A 15,326-nucleotide genomic window follows, 5' to 3' on the forward strand; every position below is an offset into this window, starting at 1 on the left:
CTAAACATGGCCCTGACAGCAGCAATAAAAAGCCAGATAGCACAGTGGTACAAAGCGCTGCAGCAACAGGTGCCCGATTTTATTCCTCGCCCGGCCCAGCGTCAGATGATTGCTGAGGTGGCAAAATGCCTGTCGGGTGATGATGGTCGTCACCTGGCCGTGGAAGCGCCTACGGGCGTGGGCAAAACCCTTTCTTATCTGATCCCCGGTATCGCCGTCAGCCGTGCCGAAGAGAAACGGCTGGTGATCAGCACGGCCAACGTGGCCTTGCAGGATCAAATCTTCAGCAAAGACTTGCCGTTGCTGAAAAAAATCATTCCGGATTTAACCTTTACGGCGGCCTTTGGGCGGGGACGTTACGTCTGCCCGCGTAACCTGGCTGCGCTGGTGGCGGATGATCATCAGCAGGCTGATTTGCTGTTCTACCTGGATGATGACGCGGTCAGCAGTACCAAAGACGAGCAGATCCTGTGCGGACGGCTGCAAAAGTCACTCGATCGCCATCAGTGGGATGGCCTGCGCGATCATAGCGATGAAAACGTCAGCGACAGCCTGTGGCAGCGCCTGTCGACGGATAAAGCCAGTTGTCTGGGCGTGCATTGTCGCTGGTATCGGGAGTGTCCGTTTTTTATCGCGCGACGTGAAATCGAGCAGGTCGATGTGGTGGTCGCCAACCACGCGCTGGTGATGGCGGCAATGGAAAATGAATCGGTATTGCCGCCCGCCAAAAACCTGATGCTGGTGGTGGATGAAGGCCACCATCTGCCCGACGTGGCGCGGGATGCGCTGGAGATGAGCGCGGATATCTCGCCGGGCTGGACCAGCCTGCAGCTCGATCTGTTTGTCAAACTGGTCGAGGCGATAATGAGCCAGATGCGGCCCAAGTCGCCACCTCCGCTGGCCAGTTCTGAACGCCTGAAAGCGCACTGTGATGAACTGCGCGAGTTACTGACCGTGATAAGCGATGCATTAAGTCCGCTGTTACCCGCGCATAATCAGCCCGGCGAGTTTCGCTTTGTACTGGGCGCGTTGCCTGAGGATGTGCTGGCGCTGTGCGCGCGTCTGTTTAAGCTGAGCGATGCGCTGCGCGGGCTGGCGGAGGGACTGATCAACGCGCTGAGTGAACAAACCGGCAGCGTTGATCTGGTCCGTCTGCATCGCAATTTATTGCAGCTTAACCGCCACTTTGGCTGGTTTGAATCGGTCAGCAAACTGTGGCGGCTGGCCGCGATGGAGAAAGCCTCTGGCGCACCCGTCTCCAAATGGATTACCCGCGAGCTGCGTGAGGGGCAGGCACATCTCTTGTTTCACTGCGCAGGCATTCGCGTCTGCGATCAACTGGAAAAAATGTTGTGGCGAAAGATCCCGCATGTGGTGGTGACCTCTGCGACGCTGCGCTCATTAAACAGTTTTACCCGCCTGCAGGAGATGTCCGGGCTGAATGAAAAGGCCGGGGACCGCTTCGTGGCGCTGGACTCGCCGTTCAGCCACGTCGACCAGGGTAAGCTCGTCATCCCGCAGATGCGCTACGAGCCGCTGATGGCGAATGAAGCAGCCCATATCGCCGAGATGGCGGCCTTTTTTCGTCAGCAAATGCAGACCGATAAACACAAAGGCATTCTGGTCCTCTTTGCCAGCGGTCGGGCCATGCAGCAATTTGTCGAGGCGTTGCCCGAGTTGCGCCTGATGATGCTGGTGCAGGGCGATCAACCGCGTAGCCGGCTGATCGCCCTGCACCGTAAGCGGATAGAACAGGGCGAAACCAGCATTCTGATTGGTTTGCAGTCCTTTGCCGAGGGGCTGGATTTAAAAGGCGAGCTGCTCAGCCAGGTGCACATTCATAAAATCGCTTTCCCGCCCATAGACAGTCCGGTAATTTTAACCGAGGGAGAGTGGCTAAAAAGTCTCAAACGCTATCCGTTTGAAGTGCAAAGCCTGCCCAGCGCCTCCTTTACGTTAATTCAGCAGGTCGGGCGCTTAATTCGCAGCCACCAGTGCTATGGCGAAATCGTGATTTACGATCGCCGTCTGCTGAGCAAAGCTTACGGTGCCCGGCTGTTAGCCGCGTTGCCCGTGTTCGCCATTGAACAACCGGTGACGCCTGAGCCTGAAGCCCTGAAGGCCCGATCCAAACCTGGCGCGCGCAAACCGCGTGCGACGCGGCGTTAAGTCGGTACCACTGAACGGAAACGAGTGATGGAACTGAATAAAATTATCAAAGAAGTCGGGCGTGGTAAGAACCATGCACGTGATATTGATTTCGACAGTGCCGTTGCACTTTACGGCGCTATGCTGGACGGCAGCGTACCGGATCTTGAAATGGGCAGTATTTTAATTGCCCTGCGTATCAAGGGCGAGGGCGAGGCGGAGATGCGCGGATTTTATCAGGCGATGCAGGTGCGTATGCTGCGCCTGCAGGCACCCGCAGGCCGTCCGATGCCCGTGGTCATTCCCAGCTATAACGGTGCGCGTCGTCAGGGCAATCTGACGCCCCTGCTGGCGCTGGTGCTGAACCGGCTGGGTTTGCCGGTGCTGGTTCACGGCGTCAGCGACGATGCGACGCGCATCACCAGCGAAGCGGTGTTTGCGGCGCTGGGCATCATGCCGGTCACCACTGCAGAGCAGGCACAGACGTTGCTCGACAAGGGCGAACTGGTGTTTATCACCATCGATCACCTCTGTCCGGCAATGGCAAAACAGCTGTCGCTGCGCTGGCGCATGGGCGTCCGCAACAGCGCCCATACGCTGGCAAAACTGGCCACCCCGTTTGGCGAACGCGAGGCGCTACGCCTGTCGAGCGTCTCGCATCCCGAATATGTGCCGCGGGTGGCAACGTTTTTTAATGATATCGATGCCCCGGCTATTTTGCTGAATGGTACAGAGGGCGAGGTTTACGCCAATCCGCAGCGCTGCCCGTCCATCAGCTACGTGGGCGGTGCTGGACAGCAGGCCGAGGTCTGGGTGGAGAGGCAGCCGGAAATCAGTGTAGCGCTGCCCGCGGACAAATCGGCAGAGGAGACCGCGCGCTGGACGCAGGAGGTGCTGAATCAGCAACGTCCACTGCCCGCCTCGCTGCGTCTGCAGATTGCCTGCTGCCTGCGTGCCAGCGGTGAGGCGGCGACGCTGCAGGCCGGTCTGGACAGGCTCGCGGCAGCGGGTTTTTAAGCGCGCGTCTGTGGCAGAGCCTGTTCCACCAGGTTCTGCCAGAACTGGATTCCGGTCGGAATCAGCGCATCATTGAAGTCATAATGGGCATTGTGCAGCGGTGCGGAGGGCGTTGCGCCATCGGCACCCAGCCAGAAGTAGGCGCCAGGGCAGGCTTCCAGCATACAGGCAAAGTCTTCCGAGGCCATGGACGGATTCACCTGCCAGCGCACCCGGCCTTCGCCGAAGGTACTAACGGCAACGTCATGCACCTGCTGAGCCGGGCCAGCATGATTCGCCGTTACCGGATAGCCGGGCAGCCAGTGAATGGCCCCACACACGCCAAAAGGTTTCGGCAGCGTCGTCACAAAATCATCAACAAGGGCATGAACCCGTTTGCGCACGTCGTCCTGCAGACAGCGCACCGTTCCGCGCAGAACAATCTGTTCCGGAATCACGTTAATCGCCTCACCGCCCTGAATCTGGGTGACGCTGACAACCGCAGATGACAGCGGCGACAGGCGACGTGAGGGAATAGTTTGCAGCGCCAGGATCAGTTCGGCGGCGACCACCATCGGATCGGCACCGCTCTCCGGCATGGCCGCATGGCAACTCTTACCGCTCAGGGTGATTTCAAAGGCGTCCAGCGAGGCCATCATTGCGCCGGGATTGACGGCCAGCGATCCCAGCGGTAAGCCCGGCCAGTTATGCATCGCGTAAACGGCATCCATCGGGAAGCGCGTAAATAAGCCCTCTTCGACCATTTTGCGTGCACCGCCCAGATTCTCTTCCGCCGGCTGAAAAATGAAATGCACAGTGCCGCTGAAGCGACGCGTAGCCGCCAGATGTTTTGCTGCCGCCAGCAAAATTGCCGTGTGACCATCATGGCCGCAGGCATGCATCACGCCGGGCCTGGCAGAGCGCCAGGCCGCATCACCTTTCTCGTTGATCGGCAGCGCATCCATATCCGCGCGCAGACCGATAACCGGTCCGGCGCCATTTTCCAGCGTGCCCACCACGCCGGTGCCAGCCAGACCGCGAAACACCTGCAGGCCTGCAAGTTCCAGCTCCTGAGCGACCTTATCGCTGGTCTGATGTTCCTGATAACCCAGTTCAGGTTCGCGATGAAACTGATGGCGCCAGCGCAGCGCTTCGTCAAGCAGGGCAGGGGAAAGAGTCATGCAGTATCGCGCTCCATATCATTCAGGAAGCTTCACTTTAGAGATCTGACAGCGGTACGTCTATTACCGAAAAGGCGAAATAGGATGACAGGCTAAATCAAAATGGAATAAGTAATAAGCAAGTGTACAAAAATGCAGTCGTTTATGCCGGTTCTCGTTTCACGCACAGAAAGCCAATACCGATAAGGCTGTCTTAGCAGGACGGATCGGCCAGCAGGGGCACGGCACAGGCTCCCGGTAAGATCCATCGTACTCTGGCATTCGATGACGCCGTGGGTTCAACACGGTTTATGGGCGTATCATCCGGATTGTCCTAGGTTCATTACCGTCTGACGTGGCTCGATGTGACAGCAGGCTGGGGCTGTGCGGTTCCGGCATGGTGCTCGCCGGAACCGCGCGTTTTGATACCGTTATTGCATCGGTAAGTTCAGTCCGTGCTTTTGGGCACAGGTCTGCGCCAGTTCATAGCCGGCATCGGCATGGCGCATCACGCCAGTGGCGGGATCGTTCCACAGCACGCGGCCCAGACGCGCATCTGCTGCTTCACTGCCGTCACACACAATCACCACGCCGGCGTGCTGAGAGAAGCCCATGCCCACACCGCCGCCGTGGTGCAGACTGACCCAGGTCGCACCGCCCGCCGTGTTAAGCAGGGCGTTCAGTAATGGCCAGTCAGAGACCGCGTCCGAACCGTCTTTCATCGCTTCGGTTTCACGGTTGGGCGAAGCGACGGAACCGCAGTCGAGATGATCGCGGCCAATGACTATCGGCGCTTTCAACTCGCCGGTGCGCACCATGTCATTAAAGGCCAGCGCCGCAAGATGGCGTTCGCCCAGCCCCAGCCAGCAGATACGTGCCGGTAACCCCTGGAAAGCGATGCGTTCCTGCGCCATATCAAGCCAGCGATGCAGCGTTTTATGTTCAGGGAAGAGCGCTTTGAGTTTAGCGTCCGTTTTATAGATATCCTCCGGATCGCCAGACAGGGCCACCCAGCGAAACGGTCCTTTGCCCTCGCAAAACAGGGGACGGATATAGGCGGGCACAAAACCGGGGAAATCAAACGCGTTGCTGACACCTTCATCCAGCGCGACCTGGCGGATATTGTTGCCATAATCCACAGTAGGGATGCCCATGTGACAAAAGTCGAGCATCGCCTGCACATGCACCGCCATGGAGGCGCGGGCGGCTTTTTCTACGGCTTTAGGATTCGCCTTACGTTCCTGCTCCCAGCGCGACACATCCCAGTCAATCGGCAGATAGCCGTTGACGGGATCGTGCGCCGAGGTTTGATCGGTCACGATGTCCGGCTTCGGCCCACCGGCTTTGGCGCGTTTCACCAGCTCCGGCAGGATTTCTGCCGCGTTGCCTAACAGACCCACGGAGATTGCCTTTTTCGCCTGCGTGGCCGCGTGGATTAACGTCAGGGCTTCATCCAGCGAGGTGGCTTTGTGATCGACATAGCGGGTGCGTAAACGGAAATCGATACGCGATTCCTGACATTCAATGGCCAGCACGCAGGCCCCGGCCAGCACGCCGGCCAGCGGTTGGGCACCGCCCATGCCGCCTAATCCGGCCGTCAGGATCCAGCGTCCACTTAAATCATTGTTGTAATGCTGACGTCCGGCCTCGACAAACGTCTCGTAGGTGCCCTGTACAATCCCCTGCGCACCGATGTAAATCCAGGAACCGGCGGTCATCTGGCCGTACATCATCAGCCCGGCCTTATCGAGTTCATGGAAGTGATCCCAGTTGGCCCAGTGCGGCACCAGATTGGAATTAGCCAGCAGTACGCGTGGCGCATCCGCATGGGTGCGAAACACGCCAACCGGCTTGCCCGACTGGATCAGCAGGGTTTCGTCGGGTTGCAGCACCTGTAGCGAACGTAAAATTTGCTCAAAGCATGCCCAGTTACGCGCGGCTTTACCAATCCCGCCATAGACCACCAGATCCTCCGGGCGCTCTGCCACATCGGGATCGAGGTTGTTCTGAATCATGCGGTAGGCCGCTTCAATCAACCAGTTTGCGCAGTGCAGTGTATTTCCACGCGGCGCACGAATCTCGCGTGCTACCACTTTTGCCAGGGTTTCGCTCATGACGGATTCCTTATTCAACTGAATGGGTGCTCATGCTGGGTAACAATGCGGTGAGTGCCTGCGGCCAGTCGCAGCGGCTTGCCCACTGGCGCATCGCTTCGATGTCCGGTGCCAGCAGGCGGTCTTCCTCAAGGAAGGCGACGCGTTCGCGGATCGTGCCAATGGCCTGTTCTATCAGTGCAGAACTTTGCAGGGGACGATGAAACTCAATGCCCTGGGCCGCTGCCATGGCTTCAATGCCGACTACCGCCGCGCTGTTAAAGCACATGTCGCCCAGTCGGCGGGCGGCATAGGTGGCCATCGACACGTGATCTTCCTGGTTAGCCGAGGTAGGCAAACTGTCGACGCTGCCGGGATGCGCCAGCGATTTATTTTCGGAGGCGAGCGCCGCCGCGGTGACCTGAGCAATCATAAAACCGGAGTTCACGCCGCCGTCGCGGACCAGGAAAGGGGGCAGACCGGACAAACCGGTATCCAGCAGCAGGGCCAGTCGACGTTCAGAGATGGCGCCCACTTCGGCGACGGCCAGGGCAATAATGTCTGCGGCAAAAGCCACGGGTTCAGCATGGAAGTTGCCACCGGAGATCACATCACCGGTTTCGGTGAACACCAGCGGGTTATCGGACGCGGCGTTGGCTTCAATCTGCAGGATGCGGGCGGCATGGCTGAGGTTATCCAGGCACGCTCCCATGACCTGGGGGACGCAGCGGACGGAGTAGGGATCCTGCACGCGCCCACAATGGGTATGAGAACCCAGGATCTCGCTGCCTTCAATCAGGGCGGTGACGGCGGCCGCCACGGCAATCTGGCCATGCTGGCCACGCGCCTGATGAATACGCGCGTCGAACGGTTTTAATGAGCCTTTAATCGCTTCCAGCGACAGCGCGCCCGCCATTAAGCCTGCGGCAAACAGATTTTCCGCTTCGAACAGGCCGCGCAGGGCCAACGCAGTCGATACCTGGGTACCGTTGAGTAAGGCCAGCCCTTCTTTGGGACCCAGCACAAACGGCGTCAGGCTCACTTTTGCCAGACCTTCCGTCGCCGGAATGTGTTTACCGTTGACCCGTACTTCACCTTCACCTAGCAGCATCAGCGACATGTGCGCCAGTGGGGCCAGATCGCCAGAGGCCCCCACCGATCCTTTGGCGGGAATGCACGGCATCACGCCCGCATTGAACAGGGCCAGCAACGCCTCCACCAGTTCAATCCGCACGCCAGAATGACCACGGGAAAGGCTGATGATTTTGCTGGCGACCACCAGGCGCGTCACGTTATCGGGCAGAAGTTCCCCCAGGCCGACGCTGTGAGACAGCACCAGGTTTCGCTGCAGATCGGCAAGACGGCTGGCGGGGATTTGAGTCTGCGCCAGTTTACCGAAACCGGTATTGATGCCGTACACCACGCTACCGGAGGCCACAATCGCTTCAACGGTTTGTTGCGCTTCAGTGATGGCGCGGCGAGCGCCGTCATCAAGGCTGAGTGTGACGTTGCCTTGATATATTGCGCGCAACATCGCGAGATCGACCTTGCCTGGCACCAGACGTAATCCCTGAGACGAACCTGACATACTTTGCTCCTGTCTATACAAGGGTTGGCTTATTCGCTGGCCGTTCTGTTGACCCGAATAGCGGAATAACGCGAGTGAAACATAACTGTCTATTCTTGTCTATACAAGTTGCAATCGGCATGCCAGACCGATCACAAAATTGATCAGGCATTAACAGAGGACTAACGTGGGCAGCAGGCGGGTTTCCTGCACCGCTGTAAGGCAACAGGTGCACGGTTTACGTGCCGATCTCGGGCTGGAATGTATATACATCCAGCCCGTCAGGCAGTAAACTTTGGGCATTATCAGCTTAAGGAATACGATATGGCCGAGCACACGGCAATTGCACAACTGGCAGCGGCCATGAGTGACGAACCCGCACCCATCTATCAACGGGTTAAACAGGCGATCATCAGCCAGATTCGTGAAGGCCACTGGAAAGCTAACCAACGGGTGCCTTCAGAAAGCGAGCTGGTGAATGAGCTTGGCGTAAGTCGTATGACGATTAACCGGGCATTGCGGGAATTAACCAGCGAAGGATTTCTGGTACGTATGCAAGGCGTTGGTACGTTTGTCGCGGAGATGAAAGGCTATACAGCCATGCTTGAGGTGCACAACATCGCGGATGAAATTGCGCAGCGGGGTCATCAGCACAGCTGCAAAATTCTCACCATTGGTCAGAATAAAGCCGATCCGGAGCAGGCTTCCGTTCTGGGCCTGACAACCGGACAAACGCTGTTTCATTCTCTGATTGTGCATTATGAAAATGACATGCCGGTGCAGCTGGAAGATCGGCTGGTGAATCCACAACTGGCCCCGGATTACCTGGCCCAGGATTACCACACGCTCACGCCTTATACGTACCTGATGCGCGCGGCACCGTTGACGGCGGGTGAACATATCGTTGAGGCGGTGATGCCGGATGCGCGACAGCGTAAATATCTGGCGATTGATGAGCACGAGCCTTGTCTGCTCATCCGTCGCCAGACCTGGAGCGATAACAAGATTGTGACCTATGCGCGTTTACTCTATCCCGGCTCGCGTTACAAGCTGCTGGGGCGCTTTAAAGGGCACGGGTAAGACGAATAAACAGTAACCTCGCATCCTGGCTGTCCGGCTGCAGTCGGGTGGGATGATCGACCCACCAGACGCCCTGCTGCTCCGCTAATGGCGCATCGTTCACGATGCGCCATTCTCCTGCCAGCACCCAGGCCACACCGTGCTCGCTGCTGACGGCGTCGGTGACGACGTCAGCCTGTGCCCGCCATTCGCCTCGTCGTGTCATGATGTTAAAATCCTGACTGGGCGCTTTACCCTGCAACTGAGCCTCAAGTGCCTGCTCCCCCGCAAAAGCCCAGGGCCTTTCCGGCAACAGGCGATGCGCGACGTTCTCGCCACGCAGCAGAACAGGGCTGCCGTTTAGCAGAGTGATAATGCGATCGACACCGGTAAACGCCGAGAAGGGCCCGTCGCTGGCGATGGTGGCAATACTGGCGCGCCAGGCGAAGTCGCTTGCCCCGGGCGGATAGCCGATAATTTCACGTGTTTCGCCACCGCCGTTGCGCCAGCGACTGACGGGTAAGCTGTCTAAAGAAAAAACGCTTCTCATCGCAACGCTGCCATTGCCTGCGCGAAACGGGCTGCACAGGCTTCTTCTTCTGCATGATGGCCATCGCTGATCACCCGGTTACCCGCCACATACACGTCGCGAATCTGCTCGCGCTGGCCAGCAAACAGCCAGCGATTGAGCAGGGCAGACTCATCCACACTGCCCAGCCAGGCGTCATCGCGTAATACCAGCCAGTCGGCGCGTTGCCCGACGGCCAGCGCCCCACTCTTTATTCCGCAGGCCTGGGCACCGCCCGCCGCGGCCTGTTGCCACAGCAGATCGCCGACTGAGGGCTGGTCGGGCAGCGTGATGCGATTGCGACGACGGTCGCGCAGGCGTTGGGCATATTCAAGCCAGCGCAACTCCTCCTGAACACTGAGCGAAACATGACTGTCGGAGCCAATGCCCCAGCGTCCGCCCTGGGCGATATAGTCCACGGCGGGAAAAATACCGTCACCGAGGTTGGCTTCCGTAGTCGGGCAGAGCCCGGCAACCGCTCCGCTGGCGGCAAGGCGCGTCACTTCGCTGTCATCAAGATGCGTTGCATGAATCAGGCACCAGCGTGCATCGACATCGAAACGCGTCATCAGCCAGCTCACCGGACGCTCGCCGCTCCAGGCCAGACTGTCATTGACCTCCTTCTCCTGCTCGGCGATGTGAATATGGATGGGTAACGTGGTCTCGCTGGCGCTGAGCACGGCATGCATTTGCGCTTCACTGACTGCGCGCAGTGAGTGAAAGCAGAGGCCTGCGTTGTGCAGGGGTTTATCTTTTATCCATGTCTGAAGACGTACCTGCTGTTGCAGATAGCTGTCGGTCTGCTGAATAAAGCGCTTTTGTCCCGGCACCGGCGGCTGAGCGCCAAAACCGCTGTAGCTGTAAAGCACCGGTAGCAACGTCTGACCTATGCCTGCCGTCTCTGCCGCCGCAATAAGCTGTCGCAGCATGGCATCGTCCGCATAAGGTTTACCGTCAATATCGTGATGCAGATAATGAAATTCTGCGACCTGGCAATAGCCGCCTTTTAGCATATCGATATACAGCAGGGCGGCGATATCACCTACCTGCCCGGGCGTCAGACGCTGCACCATGCGATACATCCGATCGCGCCAGGTCCAGAAGCTGTCCTGCGGATCGCCCGCCACTTCAGCCAGACCGGCCATGGCACGTTGAAAAGCATGTGAATGCAAATTCGCAATAGCGGGAATCACGTTACCGGCTAAACGTGTCGCTTCCCTGTCATCACCGTCGGGCGTAATCGCATCAATCATGCCCGCCGCGTTGACGCTGATACGCACCTGTTTATGCCAGCCTCCGGCCAGCCATGCGCGTGGCGCAAAAAAAGTTGCCATGGTTGATCCTCAAGGGATGTGGTTGTATATACATATACATACTTTAAAGTTTGCTGTAAACGGCAAGCGCATTGTGAGGCGGGAATGGCAGAAAAACTCCAGGTAGACAGCGTGTGGAGCGGGGCAGATGTGGTAACCATGCAAAGCGGCCACTATCATCTTATCGAACAGGGTGCGCTGGCAGTAAAGGCGGGCAGGCTGGTATGGGTTGGGCCCGCCGCCGCGATGCCGGCTTTTGAGGCGTGTGAACATCATCGTCTGCCGGGCGGGATCATCACGCCGGGTTTAGTGGACTGCCACACGCATCTGGTTTTTGGTGGCGATCGCAGTCAGGAGTTTGAGCAGCGCCTCAACGGCGTGAGCTATGCCGATATTGCGGCCCAGGGCGGCGGCATCCTTTCTACCGTTCGGGCCACCCGTGACGCCAGTGAACAAACGTTAGTGGCGACAGCCCGCTGGCGGTTGAATCGCTTGCTGGCCGAGGGCGTGACCACCGTCGAGATTAAATCCGGCTACGGTCTGGATGAAGAAAGTGAATTACGTATGCTGCGTGCCATTCGACAGCTCAGTCAGGAGGTGGCTGCGGATGTGCAGGCCACCTGCCTGGCCGCTCATGCGGTTCCGCCCGAATTTAAACAGGATCCCGATGGCTGGATCACGATCATCTGTGACCGCCTGTTACCTCAGATCAGCGCCGAAGGCCTGGCGGATGCGGTGGATGCATTTTGCGAACATCTGGCGTTTACCCCGCAGCAGGTCGCCCGGGTATTTGACCGGGCAACGGCGCTGGGCATGCCGGTGAAACTGCATGCCGAGCAGCTTTCCTCTTTGGGCGGTGCGGCGCTGGCCGCCCGTTATGGCGCGCTGTCCGCCGATCATCTGGAATATGCAACGGAAACGGATGTTCAGGCAATGGCAGAACAGGGTACGGTAGCCGTGTTATTGCCCGGCGCGTTTTATCTGCTGCGGGAAACGCAGCGCCCGCCGGTAGCGTTGTTCCGACGCTATGGTGTGCCCATGGCACTGGCGAGTGATGCCAACCCCGGCACATCGCCCGCGCTGTCGCTGCGCCTGATGCTGAATATGGGCTGCACCCTGTTCGGCATGACACCGGAAGAAGCGCTGGCAGGCGTGACCCTGTGGGGGGCAAAGGCGCTGGGGCTGGAGGCAAGTCATGGTTCGCTGGAGGCGGGAAAAGTGGCCAGTTTTGTTCACTGGCCGCTGGCCCGCCCGGCGGAACTGGTTTACTGGCTGGGCGGTGAACTGCCCTGTACCGTTATCTACCGCGGAGAAGTACAATGACACCTTTTCATTTTACCCAAGGGACTATCCCGCTGCTGGTCAGTATTCCCCATGCCGGCACGATGTTAACACCGGAAGTTGAAGCCGGGCTCAGCGATGCCGCCCGTGACTTACCTGATACGGACTGGCACATTCCACAACTTTATGATTTTGTGCGTGATATGGGAGCCAGTCTGGTCATTGGCCGCTACTCACGCTTTGTTGTCGATCTCAATCGTCCCTCAGACAATCAACCGCTTTATACGACCGCCACCACCGGCCTGTTTCCGGAAACCCTGTTTGACGGCACGCCGACATTTGTTGCGGGCAAAGCCCCCACGGATGCACAGCGACAGGGATATATTCAGACAATCTGGCAGCCTTATCATCAGCAGATCCAGCAGACGCTGGCGCAGATGAAAGCGGAATTTGGCTATGCGCTGCTGTTTGACGCTCATTCGATTGCCAGTGAAATTCCACGACTGTTTGACGGTCGCCTGCCGGATCTCAATATTGGTACCAATGACGGGGCCAGTTGCAGCAAACGCGTCATCGACGGGCTGACATCGGTATGCAGCGCGCAGGATCGCTATAGCTGGGTGGTCAATGGCCGTTTCAAAGGCGGCTACATTACGCGCGCTTACGGTCAACCCGATCGGCAGATCCAGGCGGTGCAACTGGAGCTGTCGCAAATCAATTATATGGACGAGACACCGCCCTTTACCTGGCATGAAGCCCGCGCGGCAGAACTGAAAAAAGTCCTGAAGCCGCTGTTACACAGCTTTGTGGCGCAGGGCAAGGGCTGACGGCGACGTTCGTGATGCGTAGCGCCCGCCTGTCAGACGCAGGAATGCCACAGTAAAGCGCACTGGTCCGCGACGCGCCTGGCGGCAACGGCGCGAAGTCGTTACCCGCTGGCAGGACGATCGCTGGCTGGCACCTGAGATCGCCCGTGCGGTCAAAACGTTACGAACGCATTCGGCAGAACTGCTCTGACTTAGCTGCGGCGCGCATCGGGCCGCACCAGGTCAAAGCGCTGTGCTTCACTGATGCCATAATACGCGCTGGGCCCACCGGCGCGTAAAATCGGTTCCGCTTTCGCCGTCTGATAAATACCGTTTTCCAGCAGGCTTTCGTCAATATGGATGGCAACGGCTTCGCCCAGCACCAGCCAGCTGTCGATGGCGCGCCCGCCGGCATCCTGTAACTGAATCAGTTGTGTCAGCCTGCATTCAAAATTCACCGGACTTTCCTGTACCAGACAGGCCTTGACCTGCGAGGCGGCCAGAGGGGTTAAGCCTGCCAGGGCAAACTCGTCCTGATCGGCTGGGGCAGAAATTGAGCTTTCATTCATGGCCTCCGCCAGCGGTCGGGTCGCCAGATTCCAGACAAATTCTTTTGTTTCAGCGATGTTTTGCACACTGTCTTTCCAGCCGCTGCTGGCGAAGCCAATAATGGGCGGCTGGTAATTGAAACAGTTAAAAAAACTGTAGGGCGCAAGGTTGCGCACGCCTTTGGCGCTGGTGCTGCTGATCCAGCCTATTGGACGTGGGCCAATGATGGCATTCAGTGGATCGTGAGGCAAACCGTGTCCGGCGCGGGGCTGATAGGAATAGCGTTTATGCATCGTCATCTCCTGGATAAAAACAGAGTCTAGCCTGGCCTGTCCGCCATGCGTTAAACCGTCAGAGCCGCACCGCTTTTTTGCGCATTGTTAACCAGATTAGTCTGGTTCAGCGACAGGAGGGAATGTTCTGTACTACAGCGTTAATAACGTTAAATATCAATATATTAATTATTTATTTGATGAGAAATCCGCGAAAAGATGTGTTTAAAAAGTAAACGAAAGTTAAACGGAATCATTTTATACATTTTGTGCTAATGAAAGTTTCGTATTTGTTTAACGAAACTGAGGCATTATGCAATCTCATCAATTGTTCTCGTGGTCGAATATGAAAAAAATTCTTGTTACAGGATCTTCTGGATTCGTTGGTGGTGCAGTCGTGGCAGAATTGCTGATGCGCCAGGATGTTGAGTTATTGCTGCTCGTCAGAGCCAGCGATGCTAACCAGGGACTGGAGAGGGTTAAAGATAATTTAACCAAGTTTTCATGTTCGGCGCAGGCGATTGCGCGCCTGACAGCAGATCAGATTCTGGTCGGCGATTTGCTGGCCCCGGAGCTTTTCCTGGATGATGCGCGCATCGATCAGATCAGCCACGTTATCAACTGCGCAGCGATTGCGTCATTTGGTGAGAATAACGATATCTGGCGCGTCAACGTGGAAGGGACGTTTAAACTGGCCGCCAGAATGGCAGCCTTGCCTGAATTTGTTAAATTCGTCCACGTCGGCACGGCGATGTCGTCTGCCCCGGATCACGGTGAGATTGTAAAAGAAGATCTGGTGCTGTCTTCACGCGAAGATCACATTGTCGATTACACCTATTCCAAGTCGTATATCGAAAATAAGATCAAACAGGAATTGCCGCATCTGCCACTGGTCATCGCGCGTCCGTCCATTGTGGTGGGCCACTCTCAGGAAGGGTGCACGCCGTCAGGCAGCATCTTCTGGGTGTTTAAAATGGTCATGAAGCTGGAGAAATTCCTCTGCTCACTTGATGACCGTGTTGATGTCATCCCGGTAGACTACTGTGCCAAATCGCTGGTGTTCCTGATGGATCATGGCTGCACCAAGGAGATGGTTTATCACATCTCTGCCGGCGAGCGCAGCAGTAATACCTTCTCTGAAATTGATTCGGCTTTTGCCAGTGCAGAAAAAAGTGCCCCGTTGGCACCGAATTATCTGCAGGTTGATTTCAGCGAAATCGTTAAAGAGCGTAAGAACTTTAAAAAGATCTACGGACCCTGCAACGAACGTCTGATGTTGCGCGCAATGCGTCTTTACGGCGAGTTCGCCCGTCTGAATGTAGTGTTCTCTAACGACAAATTACTGCGTCTGGGCATGAGCTCACCGCCAGGATTCACCAGCTATATTGACCGCTGTGTTGAAACCACCCGGGGCATGCCGATTCAGGATTTAATGCGCGTCGATTTTAAATAATCCCGCAGACTTAACGCCCCGCCAGCATTGTTGCTGGCGGGGCGCATTTTGCTTTTTTGCT

The 15,326-nt window shown here is 57.4% G+C and carries 12 protein-coding genes; 6 read left to right on the forward strand and 6 right to left on the reverse strand.

Features of this window, described 5'->3' with window-relative positions:
• Nucleotides 1-6 precede the first annotated feature (6 nt).
• The gene (gene dinG / locus C1N64_RS09105) at nt 7-2,169 is read left to right on the forward strand and encodes an ATP-dependent DNA helicase DinG (RefSeq protein ID WP_394515433.1); all 2,163 of its coding nucleotides are present in this window, start codon (nt 7-9) and stop codon (nt 2,167-2,169) included.
• A gap of 27 nt (nt 2,170-2,196) precedes the next feature.
• Nucleotides 2,197-3,165, forward strand: coding sequence for a DNA-binding protein YbiB (gene ybiB, locus C1N64_RS09110; protein WP_394515434.1), 969 nt, complete (start codon nt 2,197-2,199; stop codon nt 3,163-3,165).
• On the opposite strand, the gene C1N64_RS09115 is transcribed toward ybiB, so the two are convergent.
• From C1N64_RS09115 to hutH, 3 genes are all read right to left on the reverse strand, one after another.
• Complete coding sequence (locus C1N64_RS09115; RefSeq protein ID WP_394515435.1) at nt 3,162-4,325, reverse strand: M20 aminoacylase family protein; 1,164 nt, start codon at nt 4,323-4,325, stop codon at nt 3,162-3,164. The two genes, ybiB and C1N64_RS09115, sit on opposite strands and share 4 nt — an antisense overlap.
• A 410-nt stretch (nt 4,326-4,735) precedes the next feature.
• Nucleotides 4,736-6,418, reverse strand: coding sequence for a urocanate hydratase (hutU, locus tag C1N64_RS09120; protein WP_006118568.1), 1,683 nt, complete (start codon nt 6,416-6,418; stop codon nt 4,736-4,738).
• 10 nt (nt 6,419-6,428) lie between these two features.
• A complete protein-coding gene (gene hutH, locus C1N64_RS09125; RefSeq protein ID WP_394515436.1) occupies nt 6,429-7,985 on the reverse strand; it encodes a histidine ammonia-lyase in 1,557 nt (518 codons plus the stop codon).
• A 303-nt stretch (nt 7,986-8,288) separates the two neighbouring features.
• Between hutH and hutC the strand changes: the two genes are divergently transcribed.
• Nucleotides 8,289-9,044 (forward strand): histidine utilization repressor, encoded by a 756-nt coding sequence (gene hutC / locus C1N64_RS09130; RefSeq protein ID WP_039341448.1) that lies wholly within the window; start codon nt 8,289-8,291, stop codon nt 9,042-9,044.
• On the opposite strand, the gene C1N64_RS09135 is transcribed toward hutC, so the two are convergent.
• Together C1N64_RS09135 and C1N64_RS09140 are read right to left on the reverse strand one after the other, a co-directional pair.
• Entirely contained in the window at nt 9,028-9,573 is a 546-nt protein-coding gene (locus C1N64_RS09135) for a HutD/Ves family protein (protein WP_058701055.1), read from the reverse strand. The genes hutC and C1N64_RS09135 overlap by 17 nt on opposite strands.
• On the reverse strand, nt 9,570-10,925 hold the full coding sequence (locus C1N64_RS09140; RefSeq protein WP_058701054.1) for a formimidoylglutamate deiminase: 1,356 nt from the start codon (nt 10,923-10,925) through the stop codon (nt 9,570-9,572). Before C1N64_RS09140 ends, C1N64_RS09135 begins: the two co-directional genes overlap by 4 nt.
• 84 nt (nt 10,926-11,009) lie before the next feature.
• On the opposite strand from C1N64_RS09140, the gene hutI reads away from it, so the two are divergent.
• Together hutI and hutG are read left to right on the forward strand one after the other, a co-directional pair.
• Nucleotides 11,010-12,227, forward strand: a complete 1,218-nt coding sequence (hutI, locus tag C1N64_RS09145) for an imidazolonepropionase (protein ID WP_394515437.1) — start codon at nt 11,010-11,012, stop codon at nt 12,225-12,227.
• Nucleotides 12,224-13,012, forward strand: coding sequence for an N-formylglutamate deformylase (gene hutG, locus C1N64_RS09150; protein WP_033737692.1), 789 nt, complete (start codon nt 12,224-12,226; stop codon nt 13,010-13,012). The genes hutI and hutG overlap by 4 nt, the downstream gene beginning before the upstream one ends.
• Before the next feature lie 191 nt (nt 13,013-13,203).
• On the opposite strand, the gene C1N64_RS09155 is transcribed toward hutG, so the two are convergent.
• A complete protein-coding gene (locus tag C1N64_RS09155) occupies nt 13,204-13,833 on the reverse strand; it encodes a flavin reductase family protein (RefSeq protein WP_375093134.1) in 630 nt (209 codons plus the stop codon).
• Between the two features lie 325 nt (nt 13,834-14,158).
• Between C1N64_RS09155 and C1N64_RS09160 the strand changes: the two genes are divergently transcribed.
• On the forward strand, nt 14,159-15,265 hold the full coding sequence (locus C1N64_RS09160) for an SDR family oxidoreductase (RefSeq protein WP_162286260.1): 1,107 nt from the start codon (nt 14,159-14,161) through the stop codon (nt 15,263-15,265).
• The last annotated feature ends 61 nt before the right edge of the window (nt 15,266-15,326 follow it).

The organism is Pantoea sp. SGAir0215, assembly GCF_043543215.1.